The organism is Actinophytocola oryzae, assembly GCF_004364325.1.
Classification (GTDB): Bacteria; Actinomycetota; Actinomycetes; order Mycobacteriales; family Pseudonocardiaceae; genus Actinophytocola; species Actinophytocola oryzae.
Genome location: NZ_SOCP01000003.1, coordinates 1 through 21,405, shown reverse-complemented (window position 1 = coordinate 21,405; position 21,405 = coordinate 1). Strand labels below are relative to the sequence as shown.

At 69.5% G+C, this 21,405-nt stretch carries 19 protein-coding genes and 3 tRNA genes; 18 read left to right on the top strand and 4 right to left on the bottom strand.

Features of this window, described 5'->3' with window-relative positions; translation table 11 throughout:
• Positions 1–58: 58 nt before the first annotated feature.
• The 4 genes from CLV71_RS07595 to CLV71_RS50400 are packed head-to-tail and all read left to right on the top strand — an operon-like array spanning position 59 to position 2,619.
• Positions 59–1,564: a phage tail sheath family protein gene (locus CLV71_RS07595; RefSeq protein ID WP_133901931.1), complete on the top strand. Its 1,506-nt coding sequence runs from the start codon at positions 59–61 to the stop codon at positions 1,562–1,564.
• Between the two features lie 19 nt (positions 1,565–1,583).
• Entirely contained in the window at positions 1,584–2,024 is a 441-nt protein-coding gene (locus tag CLV71_RS07590) for a phage tail protein (protein ID WP_133901930.1), read from the top strand.
• Complete coding sequence (locus CLV71_RS07585; protein ID WP_133901929.1) at positions 2,021–2,461, top strand: hypothetical protein; 441 nt, start codon at positions 2,021–2,023, stop codon at positions 2,459–2,461. Before CLV71_RS07590 ends, CLV71_RS07585 begins: the two co-directional genes overlap by 4 nt.
• Positions 2,401–2,619 carry a DUF6760 family protein gene (locus CLV71_RS50400; RefSeq protein WP_424923868.1) on the top strand — a complete coding sequence of 73 codons (219 nt, stop codon included), beginning with the start codon at positions 2,401–2,403 and terminating at the stop codon, positions 2,617–2,619. Before CLV71_RS07585 ends, CLV71_RS50400 begins: the two co-directional genes overlap by 61 nt.
• A 645-nt stretch (positions 2,620–3,264) precedes the next feature.
• Here CLV71_RS50400 and CLV71_RS47530 read toward each other — a convergent pair.
• Complete coding sequence (locus CLV71_RS47530) at positions 3,265–3,402, bottom strand: hypothetical protein (protein ID WP_166663992.1); 138 nt, start codon at positions 3,400–3,402, stop codon at positions 3,265–3,267.
• A 1,696-nt stretch (positions 3,403–5,098) separates the two neighbouring features.
• Between CLV71_RS47530 and CLV71_RS07575 the strand changes: the two genes are divergently transcribed.
• From CLV71_RS07575 to CLV71_RS07535, 9 genes are all read left to right on the top strand, one after another.
• On the top strand, positions 5,099–5,524 hold the full coding sequence (locus CLV71_RS07575) for a phage tail protein (RefSeq protein ID WP_133901927.1): 426 nt from the start codon (positions 5,099–5,101) through the stop codon (positions 5,522–5,524).
• 12 nt (positions 5,525–5,536) lie between these two features.
• The gene (locus CLV71_RS07570; protein WP_243866279.1) at positions 5,537–6,232 is read left to right on the top strand and encodes a CIS tube protein; all 696 of its coding nucleotides are present in this window, start codon (positions 5,537–5,539) and stop codon (positions 6,230–6,232) included.
• Entirely contained in the window at positions 6,229–7,893 is a 1,665-nt protein-coding gene (locus CLV71_RS07565; protein ID WP_133901926.1) for a VgrG-related protein, read from the top strand. The genes CLV71_RS07570 and CLV71_RS07565 overlap by 4 nt, the downstream gene beginning before the upstream one ends.
• A gap of 17 nt (positions 7,894–7,910) precedes the next feature.
• Positions 7,911–8,222 (top strand): PAAR domain-containing protein, encoded by a 312-nt coding sequence (locus tag CLV71_RS07560; RefSeq protein WP_133901925.1) that lies wholly within the window; start codon positions 7,911–7,913, stop codon positions 8,220–8,222.
• Complete coding sequence (locus tag CLV71_RS07555) at positions 8,219–8,626, top strand: GPW/gp25 family protein (protein ID WP_243866277.1); 408 nt, start codon at positions 8,219–8,221, stop codon at positions 8,624–8,626. Before CLV71_RS07560 ends, CLV71_RS07555 begins: the two co-directional genes overlap by 4 nt.
• Positions 8,626–10,551 carry a putative baseplate assembly protein gene (locus tag CLV71_RS07550; protein ID WP_133901924.1) on the top strand — a complete coding sequence of 642 codons (1,926 nt, stop codon included), beginning with the start codon at positions 8,626–8,628 and terminating at the stop codon, positions 10,549–10,551. Before CLV71_RS07555 ends, CLV71_RS07550 begins: the two co-directional genes overlap by 1 nt.
• Complete coding sequence (locus CLV71_RS07545; RefSeq protein ID WP_133901923.1) at positions 10,548–11,069, top strand: phage tail protein; 522 nt, start codon at positions 10,548–10,550, stop codon at positions 11,067–11,069. Before CLV71_RS07550 ends, CLV71_RS07545 begins: the two co-directional genes overlap by 4 nt.
• A complete protein-coding gene (locus CLV71_RS07540; RefSeq protein WP_133901922.1) occupies positions 11,066–11,941 on the top strand; it encodes an NADase-type glycan-binding domain-containing protein in 876 nt (291 codons plus the stop codon). The genes CLV71_RS07545 and CLV71_RS07540 overlap by 4 nt, the downstream gene beginning before the upstream one ends.
• Before the next feature lie 75 nt (positions 11,942–12,016).
• Positions 12,017–12,640 (top strand): helix-turn-helix transcriptional regulator, encoded by a 624-nt coding sequence (locus tag CLV71_RS07535; RefSeq protein WP_243866276.1) that lies wholly within the window; start codon positions 12,017–12,019, stop codon positions 12,638–12,640.
• A 67-nt stretch (positions 12,641–12,707) separates the two neighbouring features.
• On the opposite strand, the gene CLV71_RS07530 is transcribed toward CLV71_RS07535, so the two are convergent.
• Complete coding sequence (locus CLV71_RS07530) at positions 12,708–16,034, bottom strand: ATP-binding protein (RefSeq protein ID WP_243866275.1); 3,327 nt, start codon at positions 16,032–16,034, stop codon at positions 12,708–12,710.
• A 602-nt stretch (positions 16,035–16,636) separates the two neighbouring features.
• Here CLV71_RS07530 and CLV71_RS07525 point away from each other — a divergent pair.
• The 5 genes from CLV71_RS07525 (at position 16,637) to CLV71_RS07505 (ending at position 19,512) form a co-directional block, all read left to right on the top strand.
• Complete coding sequence (locus CLV71_RS07525; protein WP_341771465.1) at positions 16,637–18,010, top strand: OFA family MFS transporter; 1,374 nt, start codon at positions 16,637–16,639, stop codon at positions 18,008–18,010.
• 728 nt (positions 18,011–18,738) lie between these two features.
• Complete coding sequence (locus tag CLV71_RS07520; RefSeq protein ID WP_075123646.1) at positions 18,739–19,164, top strand: SsgA family sporulation/cell division regulator; 426 nt, start codon at positions 18,739–18,741, stop codon at positions 19,162–19,164.
• 85 nt (positions 19,165–19,249) lie between these two features.
• Positions 19,250–19,322, top strand: a tRNA-Gly gene (locus CLV71_RS07515).
• A gap of 42 nt (positions 19,323–19,364) precedes the next feature.
• Positions 19,365–19,436, top strand: a tRNA-Cys gene (locus CLV71_RS07510).
• A 1-nt stretch (position 19,437) separates the two neighbouring features.
• Positions 19,438–19,512 (top strand) — tRNA-Val (locus CLV71_RS07505).
• A gap of 14 nt (positions 19,513–19,526) precedes the next feature.
• Here the strand turns inward: CLV71_RS07505 and CLV71_RS07500 are convergent.
• Together CLV71_RS07500 and CLV71_RS50610 are read right to left on the bottom strand one after the other, a co-directional pair.
• Complete coding sequence (locus CLV71_RS07500; protein WP_166663991.1) at positions 19,527–20,732, bottom strand: tyrosine-type recombinase/integrase; 1,206 nt, start codon at positions 20,730–20,732, stop codon at positions 19,527–19,529.
• Between the two features lie 101 nt (positions 20,733–20,833).
• Positions 20,834–21,277 carry a helix-turn-helix domain-containing protein gene (locus CLV71_RS50610; protein WP_133901918.1) on the bottom strand — a complete coding sequence of 148 codons (444 nt, stop codon included), beginning with the start codon at positions 21,275–21,277 and terminating at the stop codon, positions 20,834–20,836.
• Positions 21,278–21,405: the final 128 nt, after the last annotated feature.

Below are 21,405 nucleotides of genomic sequence, written 5' to 3'. Positions count from 1 at the left end.
GGTGCACTCGGGCGGGGCAGGATTCGTGTTGGCGCAGCTGAAGAAAGAAGGAGCGAGCATGCCGCAGTACCTCTCCCCAGGCGTGTACGTGGAGGAGGTCCAGTCCGGAGCGCGGCCGATCGAGGGGGTCGGCACCGCGGTGGCCGCCTTCGTCGGCTTCGCCGAGCAGGGACCCTTCCACCAGCCGACACTGGTCGCGAACTGGAACCAGTACGTGCAGAACTTCGGCGGCTTCACCGACGACGCCTACCTGCCGCACGCGGTGTACGGCTACTTCGCCAACGGCGGCGGCGCGGCCTACGTCGTGCGCGTCGGCGGTGCGGCCCCGGACGCCGAGCCTGCGGCGGGTGAACCCGTGCGGCTGGGCGGACTGCGTGTCGCCGCCCTTCCCGGCACCGGCGCCGTCTCGGTCGAGGTGGCCGACGTCGACGGCGAGAACCCGCCGGACGACCGTTTCCGCCTGCTGGTCCGCCAGGGCGACCGGGTGGTCGAGACCTACGACGTGTCCACCCGCAAGAACGTCAAGAACTACGTCGTGACCCAGGTTTCCGCGCAGTCCAAGCTGATCACCGTGGCCGAGCAGGGCAACGGGGCGCTGGCCAAGCCGGACAAGCAGTCCGTGACGCTGCCTGCCCCCTCGACCTCACCAGCCACAGTGGACGCACAGGAGTACCTCGGCGACCCCGAGGCGCGCACCGGTTTCGGTGGCCTGGAGAGCATCGACGAGATCACGATGGTCGCGGTGCCGGACCTGATGAGTGCCTACCAGCGCGGGATGCTCGACCTGGAGGGCGTGAAGACCGTGCAGCTGGCGGTGATCGCGCACTGCGAGCAGATGGCCGACCGCGTCGCGGTGCTGGACACCCCGCCGGGCCTGTCGGCGCAGAAGGTGCGCACGTGGCGCCAGGACGAGGCGGGCTACGACTCGCGTTACGCCGCCCTGTACTACCCGTGGGTGCGGGTGTTCGACCCGGCGAACGGCAGGAACACGGTGGTGCCGCCGTCCGGCCACGTGGCGGGTGTGTGGGCCCGCAACGACGTGGAACGCGGTGTGCACAAGGCCCCGGCGAACGAGGTGATCCGCGGCGCGGTCGACCTGGACTACCTGCTGAGCAAGAGCGAGCAGGACCTGCTGAACCCGGTCGGCGTCAACTGCATCCGCGCGTTTCCCGGCCGGGGCATCAGGATCTGGGGCGCGCGGACGCTGTCGTCGGACCCGGCGTGGCGCTACCTGAACGTGCGGCGCCTGTTCAACTTCCTGGAGGAGTCGATCCTCATCGGCACGCAGTGGGTCGTGTTCGAGCCGAACGACGACCGGCTGTGGTCGAGCATCCGCAGGAACATCGCGGCGTTCCTGACCGAACAGTGGCGTCAGGGCGCGTTGTTCGGCCGTACGGCAGCGGAGGCGTTCTACGTCAAGTGCGACGAGGACAACAACCCGCAGGAGTCCATCGACCTGGGTCAGGTCGTGTGCGAGATCGGCGTGGCACCGGTGAAACCGGCGGAGTTCGTGGTGTTCCGCCTCGCGCAGTTCTCCGACAGCACGAGCCTGGTCAGCGAGTAGATCCCGGAAAGGCGAGGACATGGCAGAGGGCGACGCGCTCGCGACACACATCTTCGGTGTGCAGCTGGGCGGTTTCATGGTCGAGTCGCTGCAGGAGGTGAGCGGTCTGACGGTGGAGGAGGACGTGGTGGAGGTCTACCAGGTCACCTCGACGGGCCGCCCACTGATCAGGAAGCAGCCGGGGGCGCAGAAGGGCGGTGAGGTGACGATCACCAGGGGTCTGGACAAGAGCCCCGAGTTCAGCAAGTGGCTGAAGGAAACCCTGGAGAAGGGTGCCGTGAACGCCGCACGGCAGAACATCACCATCGAGGTGAAGGACACCGAGGGCAACTCGGTCCGCCGCATGCAGCTGATGAACGCGTGGGCGAGCAAGTGGGAGGGCCCGTCCCTGAAAGCAGGCGAATCGAGCGCGGCGACGGAGAAGGTAACCCTGACGTTCGAGGAGATCAAGGTCGAATGAGACGCCGAACGATCGCACTGGACGACCTCGACGGCCTGGTGGAGGCACCGACTCCCGCGGTGACGTCGGCCCCGGTGACCGAGTACGACTTCGAACTGCCGCGTGGCTACGTGGACCACGAAGGCGTGGTCCACCGCCACGGCAGGATGCGCCTGGCAACGGCGAGGGACGAGCTGCGTCCACAGATCGACATCAGGGTGAAGGAGAACCCCGGCTACCTGAGCGTGGTCCTGCTGAGCCAGGTGATCACGATGCTGGGCACGTTGAGCGAGGTCCATGTCGGCGTGGTGGAACAGATGTACGCCACGGACATCGCGTTCCTGCAGGACTTCTACCGCCGCATCAACAGCGAGGGCCACACGAGGGCGGGGGTGTCGTGCCCGTCGTGCGGCACGGCGTTCGAGGTGGACCTGGCGGGTGGCCGCCTGGGGGAATAGAGACGTACGCGCCCGAACGCCTGCGGGAGGAGGTCGCGTACGTGGCATACCACTTCCACTGGCCGAGGGCGGAGATCCTGGACCTGCCCCACCAGGAACGCCGGCAGTGGGTGGGCGAGATAGCCAACCTGAACGCGAGAGCGAACGAGGGGAGGTAAGAAGTGTCCTTCCTGGACAGATGGCGCAACCGGCCCGACCCCGCTCCGGCACCACCCCCGTGGGACGGCGGCTGGCGCGAGGCTCCCATCACGACCCCGACGATCCACCGCCCCACGACGGTCATGAACACGACGACCTTCCGCTCGAACCTGACGTCCTGGCAGGACCACCGCCTCGACAGGGGCATAGGCCACGGCGTCAGCGGGGAGGCGCCGTCGGGCCTGCTCTACGCGACTTCCTACCCGGTGACCCCGGCGGTTCAACGCACGCCCAAACCAGCTCAAAGAAGCGCGGACTCACCCCGCCTGGTCGCGCGACTGGCGCGAAGGCTGGTCCCGGTAGGCCTGATATCCGGACAGTTGGGTGGGCAACTCCGCCCAAGTTCCCGACCACCGGAGCCGACAGTTCAGCGAAGCGTTGACCTGGGCGCCGACCCGATCAGTGCACCGAAGGCGCGACGGAGTACCGACCCGGTGCTTGGGAAGTCGGTCCGTCCGGCAGTGCGGTCTGCCGGTCGGACGCTTCAGCGAGGCGTTCGCCCCGTGACGGACCGGCAGACTGGCCTGGCAGCTCACTCGACGACCACGCCGGCTGAGGGAAGCATCGACACGCCTGCCGGCCCGGCATCCGACTCCGTTGGCGACTCAGCAGTCCCGCTGGTACAGCGAAGCGTCGACACCGGCGCCGATCGAGTGGCTGGTCCGTCCGCCCGCCAGCCGGTGCCGCTGGTGCAGCGAAGCGTCGATGGCGCCGCCGATCGGGCGGCTGGTCCGTCCGTCCATCAGCGGATGCCGTTGGTGCAGCGTAGCGTGAATGGCGCCGCCGATCTGGGGGCCGGTTCGGTGGCCCGTCAGCGGGTGCCGTTGGTGCGGCGAAGCGTGGATGGCGCCGGCGATCGCCCGCCTGGACCGTCGCCCGCCTCACTGGTTCAGCGACGAGCCGAGATCGCCGATGACCGAGTGCCCGGTTCGGGTGTTCCTCCATCAGACGAGCTTGCCGAGAGAAGCGTCGACCCGCCGGTTGCTCGACTGGCCGATCCGGCACCCCGTTCGGCTGCCCACCCGCCGACTTCGCTGGTTCAACGAAGCATCGACCCGGCGTCCGGCCGAGGTCCGTCCCCCAGTTCGGATGCCTGGCTGCCAGTGACCAAGGATGATCTCGACCTGCCGGTCGAGAAAACGCCTGGTCCAGCCCCGGGCACCCACCTGTCAGATCTCGCCAACGCCGCCGCTCGGACACCTGGCCCCACCCCCGACTACCGCGTTCAGCGAGCAGGGGCAAGCATCGCCCCATCGGTTGGTCGCCCGTCTGCTCCAGGATCCGGTTCAGGTACCCCTCTGCCAGAGCCGCCTGCCCAGCGGCGGCTCGGCCCTCCTGCGCGCCAATCGACAGGTCCGAGTACCTCACTACCAGCCCCACTGATAGCGCGAGAGGTCAACCACGCCGTTGATCGATCGGATGGTCCCCCCACCAGTTCGCCTATTCACCCCTCAGGCGTCACCCCTTCGGTCCCACCATCCATTGCCCACCCACCAACGCTGGTCCAGCGAACAGTCGACCCACCGGTTGCCCCGACCTCCGGCCCGGGTGCTCACCCGCTGCCCCCGCCTGCTCGGCAAACGGCCGACTCATCACCCCGTCAACCATCCGGTTCAAGCACTCGACCGGTCCAGCGAAGCGTCGACCCATCACCCGGCCCAGGCGCCCACCCACCAACCCCCCCGACTCACCGAAGCATCCCCCTTCCCGTGGTCACCAGGAGTTCAGCCCCGGCGGTCCAGAGAAGCGCCGACCAGTACGCGAACCCGGGCACCCAGCCGCCAAAGCCGGCAACCGCCGCCCCCAGCCCGGACACCCACCCCCCGACGATTCACCGCCACGTCGCCCCACCGCCCGCCGAAACCCCCGCCACCGCCCAAATGATCGGAGAACAGCCCCAACGCCGCCCCACCCCGGCAACCCTTCCCCCAGCCACCGGACGGGCCACCCCGCCACCTCAACGCACCCTGGCCCCGACAACCACACCCGACCCGGCCACCCACCCGCCGAAACCAACGCAACGGATCACAGCGCCACCCATTCGCATGGTCCAGCGCAGCGCAAACCCGACCACCACCCATCCGGTCGACCAAACAACCACGACCCGCCCGTCCACGACACCACCGACCGTCCAGCGAACCCCCGCAAGACAACGGTCGACCGGCCTCGGCGCACCCATCGCCGCGATCCCGCCCACCGCGGCCCCGGACCAGCCCACCGCGGCCCCAGCCCACACACCACCACCAGTCCAACGCTCCGCACCCACCCCCGACACCCCACAACCAAGCCCCCGACCCCCCGAACCCCCAGGACCACCAGACCTCGACGACCTGGCCCGCCGCCTGATCGAACCCGTCGGACGCCTGCTCCGCGCCGAACTCCGCCACGGCCGCGAACGCACCGGCCGCCTCCACGACCGGCGCCGATGAAGGAACAACCATGCCTGACACGATCTTCGCCAGCAGCGTCTTCTTCACCCTCTCCATCGCGGGCGACGACCTCGGCGCGTTCCACACCTGCGACGGTCTCGGCGCCCAGATGGAGGTCGAGCAGTTCACCGAGGGCGGCAACAACGGCTTCACCTGGCAGCTCCCGTCCCGGATCACCTGGTCGAACATCACGATGACCCGACCGGTCACGAGCGACTCCGCCAAGATCCTCACCTGGTTCAACGAAGTCATCCAGCAGGCCGAACGCAAGGACGGCGAGATCGTCGCCCGCACCCCCGACCTCACCCCGGTCGTGCGGTGGCAGGTGCTCGGCATCATCCCGATCCGTTGGCAGGGACCGACCTTCGACCCGAGCCAGTCCCAGGTCGCGGTCGAGACGCTCGAGATCGCGCACGAGGGCCTCCAGGCCTCCTGAAAGGCAACGACAGTGAACCCCAGCCTCGTCAAGGCGCGACTCGTGGTCATGGAGCCGCCTGCCTCGGTCGGCGCCAAGCCGGGCGGCAGGCTGGCCACGGTCGCGTTCCAGTTCAACCCCAGCACCCTCAGTCTCAGCAAGAACACCGAGTGGCGCCGCAAACCCGCACGCATGGCGGAAGAGGCCGCACTGCCCGAGTTCGTCGGCAGCGGGCCGAGAAACCTGAGCGTCAGCGTCTTCCTCGACGCCACCGCCACCCACGACAACTCCGTCGAGGACCGCGTCGAGAAGCTGCTCGGCGCGTGTGTGCCGACCAAGCGGAGTATCCAGAAGAAACAGCCCGCGAGCCCGTGGGTTCGCTTCGAGTGGGGCACCGCCCGTTCCGTCTCCTTCGACGGGGTCCTCTCCAGCCTCTCGATCGAGTACTCACTGTTCGACGTGGACGGCAAGCCGCTCCGCGCGACCTGCGCACTGTCCATAGAGGAGGCCGGGTTCAGCACCCCCGGCCAGAACCCCACCTCCGGCTCCCGCGAGGCCCGCCGCACCCACCGGCTCGTCGCGGGCGACACCCTGCCGCAGCTCGCCTTCCGCGAGTACGGCGACGCGACGGCCTGGCGCGTCATCGCCGAGGCCAACGACATCGACGACCCCATGACGCTCGTCCCCGGCCGCGAACTGCTCGTGCCCGCGACGAAAGGTGACCGATGACCGGCGGCCGTTCCTTCGCCAACAGCGCGGTCGTCGAGGCAGGCACCCTCGGCGACGCGCCCTGGGTCGAGATGCTCCGCAGCTGTGTCGTCGACGAGAACGTCGGCCTGCCGGGCACCGCCGTGCTCGTCTACGACGACAACGACCACGAGCTGCTCACCAGGACCGGCGTCACCATCGGCACTCCGGTGCGGATCTCCGTCGCCGCGGTGCGCACCCAGGCCCAGGAGCTGTTGTTCACCGGCGAGGTCACCGCGCTGGAGATGGACGTCGACGGCACCGGCGCGTTCACGACAATCCGGGCGATGACCAGGGCGCACCGCCTCCTGCGCGGCCGCAGGGTGAAGGCGTTCACCAAGATGACGGCCGCCACGATCGTCCGCGAGGTCGCCAAGAACGCCGGGCTCACCGTCGGCCGCGTCGAGACGGCGTCGATCACCTACCAGCACCTGTCCCAACCCGGCGTGTCGGACTGGGACTTCCTCCAGATGCTCGCCCGCGAGCACGGCGCCGTCGTCGAGGTCGACGACAAGGGGCAGCTGCAGTTCACCAGGCTCGACCCGTCCGCGAGCGCGCCCGCCCCGTCGACCTCGGCCGAGAACAACCCGCAGGTCCTGGAGTTCGGTCGCAACATGACCGTCCTGCGTGCCGCGCTGAGCACCTCGGAGCTGGCCGGTGGCGTCGAGGTCCGTGGCTGGGATGTCGCCAGGAAACAGAAACTCGTGGCACTGCGTAAGACCACGCCGAGCACAACCGTCCAACCAGGACTATCCGTGACGACCGCGGCGGGCAAGTTCCCCACCAAGGCCAAAACCCTGGTCACCGGCACACCCTACGCGACGCAGGCGGAGGCGAACGCGGCCGCCGACGCGCTCGCCGCCTCGGTCAGCGCGGGCTACGGCGAGCTGGAGGCGGTCGTCGAGGGCAACCCCGAACTCCGTGCGGGCGTGCCGATCGCGCTCGGCAACGTCGGCCAGGCCTTCTCCGGCAAGTACACGGCGACCGGGGTGACCCACGTCCTGGAACCGGACGCGGGCTACCGCACCACGGTCCTCGTCAGCGCGACCCACGACCGCTCGCTCGCCGGCCTCGCCGCCCCGGCAGGCGACGTCCGCATGCCCGGCCTCGCGACCGGCATCGTCACCGACATCAAGGAGACCGGCGGACAACGCGGCTGGGTCCGGCTCAAGTTCCCGTGGCTGGACGACGACTACGTCACCGACTGGGTCCGCACCGTGCAGCTCTCCGGCGGCGGCGTCTTCAGCCCCGAGGTCAACGACGAGGTGCTCGTCGGCTTCGAACAGGGCAGCCTCGACCGCCCGTACGTCCTCGGCAACCTCTACAACGGCGTCGACAAGCCCGCACAGCACGCGGTCTCGTTGGTGGACGGCAGGGGCGGCACCGTGAACCGGCGGTCACTGGTGTCCAGCAAGGGACACCGCCTCGAGCTGCTCGACGGCCCGACGGCCACCGGCGTCCGCCTCGCCACCGGCGACGGGAAGCTGGAGGTCCTGCTCGACGACCGCGGCAACGAGCTGGTGCTCAAGGCGGCGGGCGGGCTCGGCGCGGACAGCACGATCACGTTGGGCGCCAACGGCATCACCCTCGACGCGAAGAGCGGCGAGGTAGTCGTCAAGGGCCGGATGATCCGGCTCAACTGAGACGAAGGAGAGCACGCATGCCCCCCGCTGCCCGGCTGGGCGACAAGACCAACCACGGCGGCGCCATCGGCCCACCGGCCGGCCCGCTGGCGGCCGAGGTGGCCACCGTGCTGATCGAGAAGGCGCCCGCCGCGGTCGTCGGCAGTGTCCACGTCTGCGTCAAGTACCCGGACACGTTGATGGGACCGGCGAACCTGGTCCTGCCGCCTACCGGCCCGAGGACCGTGTACGTCGGCGGCGTGCCCGTCGCGGCCGTGAGAGACCGCACCGCCTGCGGCGCCACGATCCTGCTCGGCTCGACGACCGTGTTCATCGGAGGTCCGCTGTGACCGACTTCATCGGCCGTGGCTGGGGTTTCCCGCTGCGTGTCGGCCCGACCGGCGGCATCGGCATGGTCGACCGCGAACAGGAGATCCAGGAGGCCATCCGACTCGTGCTCGGCACCGCCCCCGGCGAGCGCCCGATGCGCCCCGAGTTCGGCTGCGGCATCCACGAGCTGGTCTTCGCCGCCGCGGACCACGCGCTGGCAGGCGACATCGCCCGCGAGGTGCGCACCGCGCTCGACCGCTGGGAGCCCAGGATCGAGACCTCCGACGTGGTGGTGGCGTTCGACGCCGTCGACACCGCGTGTGTCTACATCGACGTGCACTACACCATCCGGTCGACCAACGAGCCACGCAACCTCGTCTTTCCCTTCTACACCATCCCTTCCGAGGAAGCGGAGGCGAGCTGATGGCCCTGCGGGCACCCAACCTGGACGACCGCCGCTTCCAGCAGCTGGTGGACGAGGCGAAGCGGTACGTCCAGCAGAGCTGTCCCGAGTGGACGGACCACAACGTGTCCGACCCCGGCGTCACGCTCATCGAGACCTTCGCGCACATGGTCGACCAGCTCGTCTACCGGCTCAACCGGGTGCCGGAGAAGAACTACCTGGCCTTCCTCGACCTGCTCGGCGTGCGGTTGTTCCCGCCGACCGCGGCGCGGACCGACGTGACGTTCTGGCTTTCCGCGCCACAGCAGGAGACCGTGCTCCTGCCGCCCGGCACCGAGGTGGCCACGGAGGCGGGCGAGAACGCCGAGCCGGTCGTGTTCGCCACCATCGACGCGTTGCCGATCGTGCCGTCGCGCCTCGGCCGGCTCGTCACGAGGACCGCGAGCGGCGAGCACACCGACCGCACCCGCGACCTGGCGGACGGCAAGGACGTCCCGTGCTTCCAGCACAGGCCCGTCGCGGGTGACGCGACACTGTTCGGCCTGTCGACGGCAGTTCCGCGCTGCGCGGTCGTGGTGCGCCTGGACAGCCGGGTCGAGGGCGTCGGCGTCGACCCTCGGCAGCCGCCGCTGCTCTGGGAGGCGTGGGACGGCCAGGACTGGGTCCCGTGCCTGACCGACGAGGACACCACCGGCGGCCTCAACCGACCCGGCGAGGTCGTGCTGCACGTGCCCGCCGGGCACGCCGAGTCCGTGATCGCCGGCCAACGGGCGGGCTGGCTGCGCTGCCGCGTCGTCGAACCCCGTGCGGGACAGCCGTTCTACTCCGAGTCCCCGACCGTGCGGGAGGCCGAGGTGTTCACCGCTGGTGGCACCACGACGGTCGAGCACGCCCGGGTCGAGACCGACGTGCCGGTGGGGGAGTCGGGCGGCGTGCCTGGCGAGACGTTCCCACTGCCGGTCGTCCCGGTGCTGCTGGACGACGAACCGGTGGTCGTCCAGACGTCCACAAGGGATGGTTGGCGGGACTGGACGGTCGTCCCCGACTTCGGTGCATCCCGCCCCGACGACCGGCACGTCGTGCTCGACGCGTCGGCGGGTGAGATCCTGTTCCCGCCCGCGGTCCGCGAGCTGGACGGCACCCTTCGCCGCTACGGCGCCGTGCCGACCAAGGGTGCCGTCATCCGTGTGCCCCGCTACCGCACCGGCGGCGGCCGGGCGGGCAACGTCGCACGCGGCGCGATCTCCGTGCTGCGCAGCTCCGTGCCGTACGTGGCGGAGGTGGTCAACCGGGAGGCCGCGATCGGCGGCGTCGACGCGGAGACCGTCGACGAGGCGAAGGTCCGCGTGCCCAACCAGCTGCGCGTGCAGGAACGGGCCGTGACCGCCGCCGACCACGAACTCATCACACGCCAGGCCGTGCCGTCGCTGGCCCGCGTGCGGTGCCTGCCGGTCGACGGCGGCGCACGTGTGCTCGTCGTGCCGGACGCGGTCGCCGACCAGCAGGACCGGCTGCGGTTCGAACAGCTCGTGCCCTCCGACGAGGTGCTCGACACGGTGGCGAGACACCTGGACGAGCGCCGCCTGCTCGGTACCCGCCTCATCGTGGAACCTCCGCGCTACCAGGGAATCACCGTCGTCGCACGGCTCGTCGCGCCGGAGACCGTGGCCGCCAGGGTCCGCGAGGAGGCGCTCGCCGCGCTGTACCGGTACCTCAACCCGCTGCGCGGCGGACCCGACGGCACCGGCTGGGAGTTCGGCAGACCCGTCCAGTTCGGCGAGATCTTCGCGGTCCTGCAACGGGTTCCGGACGTGTCACTGGTCAGCGAGGTCAGGATGTTCCCGGCCAACCCGCTCACCGGCGAACGCGGCGCTCCCATCGAACGCCTCGACGTCGCGCCCAACGCACTCGTGTTCTCCCACCAGCACCAGGTGAGCACGTCATGAGGGCGGCACTGCCCGGGCTGCCGAGCCGCCACCCGCTCGGCGGGCTCCTCCCCGCCATGTACTCGGAGGACGACTTCACCCAGCGGTTCACCGCAGGCCTCGACGCCGTCCTGTCGTCGCTTCTGTCCACACTGGACAACCTGCCCGCCTACCTCGACCCGGCGCTGGCCCCGGAGGACTTCCTCGTCTGGCTGTCGTCCTGGGTCGCGGCGGAGCTGGACCCGGCGTGGCCGTTGGCACTGCGCCGCGACGTCGTGCGCCGAGCCGTCGCACTGCACAGAACCCGCGGCACGGCACGGGGTCTGGTGGAGAGACTGTCGCTGGCGCTCGGCGTGCGGGCCGAGGTGCGTGACGGCCCAGGCGCTCTGTGGTCGGCCACCCCGGACACCGACCTCCCGACCCGGGACCAGGTCGTCGTACGGGTGTCCGGGCCGGCGAACCTGGCACGCGTCGAGGCGGTCGTCGCGTCCGTGTGCCCCATACACGTCACCTGCGTCGTGGAGGTGGTCGACCCGTGAGCACCAGGACGTGCCCGCACTGCGGTGCGCAGGTCGTGGACACCGACGACTTCTGCGGTAACTGCGGCAACTACCTCGGTTGGGGCGGCGCCGCACCGGAGGACGCCGCACCCGACCTCGGTCCGGTCCTGCCGGGCCGCCCCGAGGCCAGGCGCCCGCTGCCGACCTCGACCATCGACCCGACCGAGGACGGCCCACCCTGCCCGGTCTGCGGCACGCACAACCCGCCGAACCGAAACTTCTGCCGCCACTGCGCCACCCCGCTCCACCCCGACGCACCCGCGCCGGCTGCCGTCAGGCGGCGCAGGTGGCGCTGGCGCGGCGACCGCTCCCGATGGCTGCGGCGCCTGGCGGCACTGCTGGTCGTCGCCGCGCTCGTCGTCGGCGGCTTCCTGTTCTGGCCGACGGCGAGGAACCTGTGGGAGGACCTGCGTGACCGGCTCGCCACCCCCGCGCCGATCTCCCCGACGGCCACATCGGCGAGCCAGGCGGTGCCCGACCACCCGGCGACCGCCGCCGTGGACGGGCTCTCCAACCGCTACTGGGGCGCCCCCGCGGTCGGCGACACCGTCGACTTCACGTTCAGCGCGCCGTTCCGCCTGCTGTCCGTGGTGATCCACGCGGGCGCCTCGTCCGAGGAGGATGCCTTCGTCGCCGAGGGCCGCCCCACCTCGCTCGACATGGTCGTCACCTCGGCGGACGGCACCACCGAGACCGTGCCGGTGACACTGGCCGACTCACCGGGCGCGCAACGCACCGACACCGGCATCGGCGACGTCGTGCGCGTCCGCCTCGTGATCCGCGCCGCCGCCGGTCTGGCCCCCGGCAGGCACATCGCGTTCGGCGAGGTGGAGTTCTTCAGACGCCCGTGAAGTGGCACTGAAGAATCCGTGAAGCCGCCCCGCGCAGACTCGTTGAGGTAAACCGAAAACGGGGGAGCGAAAGTGGTGCGAGAACGACTCAGGATCGCCGTCCAGACCGCGGACCAGCTCAGCATGGCCGGTCTGAGCAGCTATCTCGGCGACCGTCCCGAGATAACGCTGCTCGCGGCGGAACAACGCACACAGGCGGACGTGGTCGTGGTGGCGGCCGCGAGGCTGACGGGCGAGGTGGTCGCGGGCCTGCGGCGGGCGGCGGCCGAGACACCCACGCCGGTCGTGCTGGTGCTGGACGAGATCGGCGACGTGGACGTCCTCACGATCGTGGAATGCCGCGCGGTCGCGGTGCTGCCACGCGTTGCCGCGACGGGCGACCGCGTCCTGCGCAGCGTGTTGGCCGCGGCGGCGGGCGGCGGCGTGATGCCACCGAACCTGGTGGCCGAGCTGCTCGAGCACGTCCGCCGCCTGCAGGAGGAGCTGGTGACCCCGACCGCGGCGGACGGCCGCCTGACGGCCCGCGAGGTCGACGTGCTCCGCCTGATGGCCGACGGCATGGACACGGCCGAGATCGCGACGGAACTGTCCTATTCGGAACGCACGGTGAAGAACGTCTTCTACGCCCTGACGACGAGACTGAACCTGCGCAACCGCCCGCACGCGGTGGCGTACGCCCTGCGCAAGGGCATGATCTAGGCCGACCGCACTGAAGGACGCCTTCCTTACGCTGGGCGTTACGAAGGACGCCTTCAGTGCGTTGGGCCTAGCGCAACCGCTCGGCAGCGCGGCGGATGTCCCACGCGGCACCGAGCCCCCGGTAGAGGTCGACGGCCCGCGTGTGGGCGGCCCCGGCCTCGGTCCGCCTGCCGGCCCGACGCAGCAGCAGCGCCTGGTCCTCGACCGTCTGGGCGAGCTCGTAGACCCGCCCGACGGACTCGTAGTGCTCGACGACCTCACGCAGCCCGTCGAGGTCACCCTCCAGCATGGAGCGGCACCGCAACGCCGCGGCCGCCGCCCGTGCCGGCTTCGTCTCCTGAGCCGCCTCCAGCTCACACGCCACGACCGCCGCGTGGGCCGTCACACCGTCACCGTGGTCGAGCGCGAGGCGCACCAGGTCGGGCAACCACTGGTGCCGCAGCATCATCAGCGCGTGCTTGGTGACCAGCGTCGTGCCGAGCACCGCGATCGCACCGGCCAGGTCACCGCGACGCCAGGCCGCGGTCGCCTGTGCCGCGAGCAGGAAGTCGCAGTTCTCCCGGTCGGCCGCGGTGGTGAGCGGCAAGGTCAGACCGGCATCGAGGTGCCGGTCGAGCGCCTCGCCGTCGTCGCGGTGGGCGGCGACGAGCGCCGCCACGCCGTGCATCAGCAGCTGCGGCCCGCCGCCCTCCCGCAGCCCGAACCCGGTGAACTCGGGATCGCTCTCGACGGTGGAGATCGCGGCCAGTGTCTCGTCCCAGCGGCCGAGCCAGAAGTTGTGGACGGCCCCCGCGATGTGCAGGCCGGCGGCGGGGTGGCTGCTGCCCGCGATGGCCAGTGCGAGGTCGAGGTCTGCGGTGGCGTCGTCGAGCCGGTCGAGGCACTGCAGGGTGAACATCCTGTTGTCCAGCAACACGAGCCGCAGGTCGGTCAGCGACAGGTCGGTGCCGACGACCGCCATCGCCTGGTCGAGGTAGCCGATCGCGGACACGTAGTCGCGCCGCACCGCCTCGACCTGCCAGAGGATCTCCAGGGCCTGCCCCGTCGCGAAGCCGTCGTCGACCCGCTCACCGAGCTCGATGGCCGCGCGGGCGGTGTCGGCGGCGGTCTCCAGCTCGCCGACCCCCGAGCGCTGCACGAGCGCGAGCAGCGACAGCAGCCGAGCACGCCACACGTCGGGCACGATCGGGTCGCCGAGCGCTTCCTCGAGTGCGGCAAGGGCCTCGTCGGCACGCGACGCGCGGTACGGCACGTAGGCGAGGATCCAGCGCATCTCGGCGATCCGGTCCGGATCGACCAGCGACGACAGCGCCAGCCGCGCGTTGCGCTCGGCCTCGGTGTCGCGCCCGATGCGGAACAGCACGCTGGCGAGCCGCGCCCGGCAGGTGGCACGCAGGGCGCCGTCACAGCCGTGGGTGTCGACCACCCGCGCGAGCAGGTCGACCGCGACGAGCGGCGCTTGGTAGACCAGCACCGGGGTCGCGGTGTCGAGCCAGCTGGTGGCCCACGGTCCGGCGTCGCCACCGGCGGCGAGGAGCTGGCGAGCCACGTGCTCGACCGGCGCGCCCGCGTCGGCGAGGGCTCTGGCGGCCTGGAGGTGGAGTGCGTCGCGGATGGCCACGGCCGTGCTCTCGTACAACGCCTGGCGGATGACCGGGTGGCGGAACACGAGCTTGGTGTCGTCGGTGCGCAACACCCCGGCGGCGATGGCCTCGTCGAACGACGCCACGAGCTCGGTCGCGGGCCTGCCGAGCACGACCGACAGCTCCCCGGGCGCGACCTCGCCACACAGCAGTGCCGCGGACCGCAACACCTCGCGCGTGGTGTCACTGAGGTAGCGGAGCCGCCCGCTGACCGCGGACACCAGCGAGCCGGGTGCCCGGTCGAGCCACTCCCGGTCTACCTCGGCGGTGTCGCCGACAGCGACGGCCCGGTCGCGGAGCAGGGCGTCGGCGATCTCCCTGACGTAGAGGGGATTCCCACTGGCCCGCGCGGTGACCGCACGCAGGTGCGGCCCGGGCGGGGCACCGACGAGGCCGTCGACCATGCTGGCGACGTCCGGCTCGGTGAGCGGGGTGAGTGCGATGGAGGCGCCGCCGTGACCGGCGACATCGCTCCGCAGCCGGTCGGTCTCGGCACGCTGCGGCACGGGCCGGGTGGCGCCGACGAGCAGCAGCGGACGACGAGCGGTCTCGGCGGCGAGCCGGTGCCACACCACCATGCTGGCCTCGTCGGCCCAGTGGAGGTCGTCGAGGGCGAGGACGAGGGGCCCGTCGGCACACAGCGCCTTGACGAACGCGACCACCTCGTCGATCGCGCCGATCACGGGGTCACCGTTGGCGAGGATCGCCTGTCCGGGCCGATCGTGCAGGGTGGCGGCGAGTTCGGCGCGACGTGGGTCGGGGGAGTCGACATCGACGTCGAGCGCGTCGAGCACGAGACGGAGGGGAAAGCGCTGTCCTAGCTCGTCGGCCGCCGCGTGCGCGATCTGGCAGGTGCTCTCGGCCCGTGCGAGAGCGGCACCGACCAAGGCGGACTTACCGATCCCCATCTCGCCCTCGACCCAGAGGCAGTGACCCAGCCCGGAGGCGACCCCGTCGACGAGAGAGGACACAACGTCCAACTCGGCCTGCCGCCCGACGAGCGCGGGCGCGACCCGGGTGTCAGGACGTGGCGCGGGTACAGGCGAGAGCTGGTCCTGACCAGCGAGGATCTGTTCGTGCAGGCGGCGGAGCGACGGACTGGGCTCGATCCCCAGCTCGTCGATCAACATCTGCCGCGTTTCCCGGTAGACGGCAAGGGCTTCGGCGTTGCGGCCACACCGGTGCATGGCGAGCATGAGCAACTCGCGGGGCCGTTCACGCATGGGATGCTCGCGCACGAGAGTGGCAAGTTCGGCGACCATCTCGGCGTGCCGACCGGCGGCGATCCCGGCCTCGGCCCGAAGCTCGGTGGTGGCGGCCCGCAACTCCCCGAGCCGCACCCGTTCCGCTTCGGCGAAGGGCCCACCAAGCCCGGAAAGCGCTTCCCCCTGCCAGAGCGAGAGCGCGTCGTTGGCGATCCGCAGGGCGGTGAACGGATCCTTGTCGGCAAGCATCCGCTCGGCGTGGACCCGCAGCCGAGCGAACTCGGCGACGTCGACGTGCGTCCGTTCGACCCCGAGCCGGTAACCGGACCCCACGGAGGTGAGCAACGTGGGCGCCGCCCCGCGGGCGCGCCCAGGCTCGAGCGACTTGCGCAGGGTGGAGATGTAGGTGTGCAGGCTCCCGGCGGCGGTGGCCGGAGCCCCGTCACCCCAGACCCCGTCGATCAGCTCGGACCGCGACACGACGGAGTTGGGGCGGGTGGCGAGCATCGCGAACACGGCACGGGGCCGGGAGGAGCCGAGTGACACCTCCCGATCCCCTGTCCAAGCACGCACCGGCCCAAGAAGCTCGACCCGAAGGTCCGCCATTGTGTTCTCTCCCAGCAGCCGCGAACCGATCCACGAAGCGACGCAGGAATATCGTGACAAGCCCCCAGAACGATACGGCCCGCGACTACACACTTACCACAAGTCACAGTCCAGGCAACGCGTCCAGACGAGCGACTGGCCCACCGCCGAACCCCGTGCCCCCCTGTCCGCGCCGAGCGTCGGCGACGCGTGCCTGCCACGCCGGCCCCCCTCGAGATCGGCGGCTGCCTCCCGACCGTCCCAACTCCGAAACTCGACCACACATTCCCCGCAGTCACCAATGCATTTCTCAAGTACCAGTAAAAGCGTTCGACCAATTGTGGACCCATGTCCGAATTGCGCCGGAAAAACAGCACCGAATCACATTCTTCTCTGGACACCGGCACGCGTGAGGCGTATCACTACGTAGACGACATACTGTATGCAATCAACGCTGACCAGGTCGTGAGACACCGGTCAACGCTGATCCAGACCCCTCATGCCGATTCCCGTGGCTCGGGAACCGGTGATCTCGTGTGCCGCGAAAACCGAGAGAGGCTCCAATGGGCAAAGGTGCCGCAACCTACGAGGAATTGACCGACGAAAACGGTCGAACCTACCGAGTCGGAGAAAGTCCCCACGACATCATGGGGCATTCGCGAGCATGGATGGTGTGGCTGCCATGGCTCGCGATGATCGCGGTGAGTGTCTTCGAGTACGGCTGGGGAGCCGTGGTCGACACCCTCCAGGGCAACTACGGCTGGTCGCTGACCGACGTCTTCTGGCTCGCCAGCGTGTGGGCCATCTTCCAGGCCGGCGTCGCGTTCCCGGCGGGTCGACTACGTGAACGCAACAAGTTCTCCGCCCGCTCGGCCATGCTGGCCGGCGCCGTCTGCAGCGGGATCGGCTACTTCACGATCGCCAACAGCGGCAACCTGCTGCTCGCGTTCCTCGGCTACTCCGTGCTCGGCGGCGTCGGCGCGGGCATGGTCTACGCGACCTGCATCAACATGGTCGGCAAGTGGTTCCCCGACCGCCGGGGTGGTCTGACCGGTTTCGTCAACGGCGGCTTCGCGTACGGCTCGGTGCCGTTCATCTACATCTTCAGCGCGCTCCTGCACCCCGGGAACTACTCGGCCATCCTCAACCTCGTCGGCCTGTACATGCTCGTCCTGGTCGCGGCCTGCGGCTTCTTCTTCAAGGACCCGCCCAAGAACTGGTGGCCCGCCGAGGTCGACCCGCGCCAGGCGGGCAAGCCGAAGGGCGGCCGCAGCCTCGTGGTCAACCCGCCCGCGGTGCGCCAGTTCACGCCCATGGAGGCGATCCGCACCCGCATGCTCCCGCTCATGTGGGTGTGCCTGGTGATCATCGGTGGTGTGTCACTGTTCGGCATCAACTTCCAGGTGCCGTTCGCCCAGGAAAGCGGTTTCGGGCCGTTCATCGCGGCGTCCTCGGCCGGTGTGCTGTCGATCGTCAACGGCACGGGCCGCGCGCTCGTCGGCTGGGTGTCCGACCGCATCGGGAGACGCCAGACGCTGACCTGGGTGCTGGTGATCGCCGCGGTCGCGCAGTTCGGCGTGCTGTGGTCGGGCAACACGCACAACACCCCGGTGTTCATGTTCTTCGCGTTCCTCACCGGCTTCGGCGGCGGTGCGTTCTACCCGCTGTTCGCGAGCCTCGTGCCGGACTACTTCGGCGAGAACTACAACGCCAGCAACTACGGCCTGGTCTACAGCGCGAAGCTGGTGGGCGGCGTCGGTGGCGGCGGGGTGGCGGCCGGTGTGGTCAGCGCGTGGGGCTACACCGGCGCGTACATCCTCGCCGGCTGCATCGCGCTGCTGTCGGCGCTGCTCACGCTGTTCCTGCGTCAACCGGGCAGGCCCGGGACGGCGTCGACACAGCAGGCAGTGGGCCCGGCGCTCGGGTCGACAGCCTGAGAGACCCGCGGGGTAACCCATCCCCCGCGGTGGGGTCACGGGTCCGCCAACCCGTGACTCGCGATGACGCGGCGGCCGCCACCGGACCTCCGGCGGTCCCCGCGTCATCGCGGTGTGGCGCACTGCACACGCGCAGGTCAAGCCCCCTGCGGACGGAGGTCCCCGCGAGCTACCCGGCGCGGGTGAAAAACACCACGCGCACTGACTGTTGACCACTCCAGCAGAAAATCACCCGAATGGGGTGCTTGCCTGGTCCGTTCGATTGATCACCGTCTGACCGTCCTCCCGCAGGCCCAGGTCGTTGTTGATCTCTGCCGAGCGCGGACGGTCCTGTCTGGACTATCGATCACCCGTTTGGATCAGCAGCCGTCCCTCGGATGTTCACCCACACGTCGCCGCGCCGTCGAAAACGATGCGAGTTGATGTCCGGTTAGGCGAATTTCTGGATTGTTGCGCGTGGTCTGGGCCTACCCTGAGGTAAGTTGCCGGAGAGCACGAGCGACGCTCGGGCCGCGGCGCCACCGGGGTTGGACCACCCCTTGCCACGATCAGAAAGTGGCAGGGAACGGCGATTCACGGAGCGTCGCGAACCGAGTACGCTCCGCCAGGCTCCTGCCCCCAGATGGGTGAACTGCTGGGGTTACACGACCGAAAGGGGTCCTCCGGCCGTCACAGGGGAAGGGACTCAGTCGTTTCAAGACTGGGAAGGGAGAAAAGGGGTAGCGACAATGCGCAACGATCATGTGACGCTCCGCTCAACCGCGGTGTTCGACCTGCTCGCGCCGCGGACACCCGCGGTTCCGGTCAAGGTCGAGCTGCGCTACGACACGCGCGATCCCTACGCCGTGGTCGCGGCCTTCCGCACCGGCCGCGCCGGCTGGGTCGAATGGGTCTTCGCCCGCGACCTGCTGGCCGACGGCCTGATCGCCGAAGCAGGCAACGGCGACGTGCGAATCCGCCCCGCGGTGGACGATCCCGAGGTTGTCGTCATCGAGCTGAGCTCGCCGTCCGGGCACGCGGTGTTCGAGGCGTCGGCACAGGAGCTGGCGGACTTCCTGGACCGTACGTACGACGTGGTGGTGCCGGGCAACGAGCACCTCTGGGTGGACGTCGACGAGGCCCTGACGCACCTGATTTCGACCGACCTGACGTGAGAGGGACCCCCCGAGGGGGCCCGGTTCGGCATCCGATAGAGTTCCGATCACGCCAAGGGGACAGGGAAGTACGGCCCCAGGTTTCGCGGACGTAGCGCAGCTGGTAGCGCATCACCTTGCCAAGGTGAGGGTCGCGGGTTCGAATCCCGTCGTCCGCTCGAGGAGGGGCATCCCAAAACCCCAATCCACGCGAAAGCCACGGCGGCGTGGCCGAGTGGCTTAGGCAAGGGCCTGCAAAGCCCTGTACGCGGGTTCGATTCCCGCCGCCGCCTCGGGCGATTAGCTCAGTGGGAGAGCACTACCTTGACACGGTAGGGGTCACTGGTTCAATCCCAGTATCGCCCACCAGTTATACACACTGGTCAGATGGCCTGTCGGTGATCATCGCCGGCAGGCCGTTTTTGTGTTGTGGGAGCATTGTGGGAGCAACTGATCTTGACCACACTTCTGTCTTGGTAGTGGTCGCCCGATTGGGTGCTCCCATTGTGCTCCCATCGTCGTTGGAGAGCGTCAACCATGGTAGTGGTCATCAAGGGTGTGACGTGGGAGTAGCGCCCTGATACGCCTTTCTGGCGGTGTCCCATGCGTCGGTGTTGCAAGACGTCGGGCACGTTGTCCTCGATCAGCCAGGTTTTGTGGGTGTGGCGGAGGTCGTGGAAATGCAGGCCGGGTGCGATGGGGTCCCAGCCGCGTTGGCGGTCGCCGGTGGTGGCGGGGAGCCAGACGCGGCGGCGGAAGTTCGCTCGTCGGTGCCAGCCGCCCTCGGCTGCGGTGAACACGAACCGTGCTGCGGGCCGCTCGGTGCGGAGTTCGGTGAGTAGGTCGACGAGGAACGGGGGCAGGTGTATGGGGCGGGCGCTGGCTTTGGTTTTGGGCGGACCCAAGGTGAGGGTCGCGCCTACCTCGTGGAGGGCGCCGTCTTTCGCGTCCACGGTGAGTTGCCCTCCGTCGAGGTCGATTCGGGTCCATTGGAGTCCGGCGAGTTCGCCCCAGCGCATCCCGGTGTAGGCGGCCATGATGATCATCACCTGGTCCATGGGTCGTGCCCGGGCGGCGATGAGCGGCACCTGGGCGGGTGTGGCGGTTGGGCGTTCGGTGGGGCCGTCGGTGTTGATTCGGAGTCGTCGGCAGGGGTTGGCGCCGATGAGTCCTTCATCGACGGCTTCGTTGAAGATGGTGGACAGCAGGGACACCACGTCCATCACGGTGGCTTCGGCCAACGACCGCCGTAGCGACTTCACCCAGGCCTTGACTGTCATGCGGCTGACCGCGCCGAGTTCCATCTCGCCGAACTTCGGCAGGATGTGGTTACGCAGGTGCGCGTCGTACTTCGCCCACGTCCCCGCGCCCACGTCGTGTGCGTCGGTCCATCGTCGTACCCAGTCCCCGACGCATGTCTGAGCCAACCGGGGGTCCACAAAGGCCCCGGTTCGTTGCTCGGACTCCACATCCGCAGCTCGGTCCGCTGCGGCGCGGTAGTCGCTGAACCCGGTCTCGGACGGAATACTGTTGTCCGGCAACCGGTACCGCACCCGGAAACCCGCTCCGTGTTTCTCCACCCATGCCATCAACACCAACTCCTCACACAATGAAGGGCACACCCCAGACGTTCGCGGGGGTATGCGGATATGGACGCTCGATACAGCAGGAAGAGCAAGCCCGTATGTAGTCATCCCCGCCGATTGGGTGAACCATCGACAGACCCCGGCCCGGCGGCTGGGCGAGACTGTCCCCGCCCCATAGGCCGCGCCGGCCGTGCGCCCGACACGACGATCGCCTCGACATCCGCGTGCGAGAACCGCAAGTGTTTACCCACGAACGAACACGGCACCCGCCGCTCCGCCGCACGACGCCGCAACCACGACTCCCGCACCTGCAACAACCGCGCTGCCTGCGCCGGAGTCAACAACAACGGCACCGCACCCACCGACGTGGCTTCGGTGCCACCCACACCGGGCGAACACCCAATCCCCTGGTCGCCATCGTGCACACGCGATCCACTCACCGAGACCTCCCAACAAAGCCGCAACAGGACACCCCTTAACTCCGAAACAACGACCTCAAGGGGACACGCGACTGCGAATCCAATGGAGCTACTGATGAGTAACTCCATCGACCACGGGATAGACCCTCGGCTGGGAAGGTGGGGGCTGTCAAGTTTTCGGTGTAACTGGATTTTGAATTTGGTTAGTTGCGGCCGGTGGACAGGCGTCCGTCGAACGCGAGGTCGAACGCGTTGAG

What these genes read in the sequence shown, in the direction of transcription:
- CLV71_RS07585 (WP_133901929.1), top strand. Translation starts at nt 2,021, where the DNA reads ATGAGACGCCGAACGATCGCACTGGACGACCTCGACGGCCTGGTGGAG.
- CLV71_RS07550 (WP_133901924.1), top strand. Translation starts at nt 8,626, where the DNA reads ATGGCCCTGCGGGCACCCAACCTGGACGACCGCCGCTTCCAGCAGCTG.
- CLV71_RS50610 (WP_133901918.1), bottom strand. Translation starts at nt 21,277, where the DNA reads ATGGAGTTACTCATCAGTAGCTCCATTGGATTCGCAGTCGCGTGTCCC.
- CLV71_RS07590 (WP_133901930.1), top strand. Translation starts at nt 1,584, where the DNA reads ATGGCAGAGGGCGACGCGCTCGCGACACACATCTTCGGTGTGCAGCTG.
- CLV71_RS47530 (WP_166663992.1), bottom strand. Translation starts at nt 3,402, where the DNA reads ATGGACGGACGGACCAGCCGCCCGATCGGCGGCGCCATCGACGCTTCG.
- CLV71_RS07545 (WP_133901923.1), top strand. Translation starts at nt 10,548, where the DNA reads ATGAGGGCGGCACTGCCCGGGCTGCCGAGCCGCCACCCGCTCGGCGGG.
- CLV71_RS07560 (WP_133901925.1), top strand. Translation starts at nt 7,911, where the DNA reads ATGCCCCCCGCTGCCCGGCTGGGCGACAAGACCAACCACGGCGGCGCC.
- CLV71_RS07520 (WP_075123646.1), top strand. Translation starts at nt 18,739, where the DNA reads ATGCGCAACGATCATGTGACGCTCCGCTCAACCGCGGTGTTCGACCTG.
- CLV71_RS07595 (WP_133901931.1), top strand. Translation starts at nt 59, where the DNA reads ATGCCGCAGTACCTCTCCCCAGGCGTGTACGTGGAGGAGGTCCAGTCC.
- CLV71_RS07500 (WP_166663991.1), bottom strand. Translation starts at nt 20,732, where the DNA reads ATGGCATGGGTGGAGAAACACGGAGCGGGTTTCCGGGTGCGGTACCGG.
- CLV71_RS07525 (WP_341771465.1), top strand. Translation starts at nt 16,637, where the DNA reads ATGGGCAAAGGTGCCGCAACCTACGAGGAATTGACCGACGAAAACGGT.
- CLV71_RS07565 (WP_133901926.1), top strand. Translation starts at nt 6,229, where the DNA reads ATGACCGGCGGCCGTTCCTTCGCCAACAGCGCGGTCGTCGAGGCAGGC.
- CLV71_RS07575 (WP_133901927.1), top strand. Translation starts at nt 5,099, where the DNA reads ATGCCTGACACGATCTTCGCCAGCAGCGTCTTCTTCACCCTCTCCATC.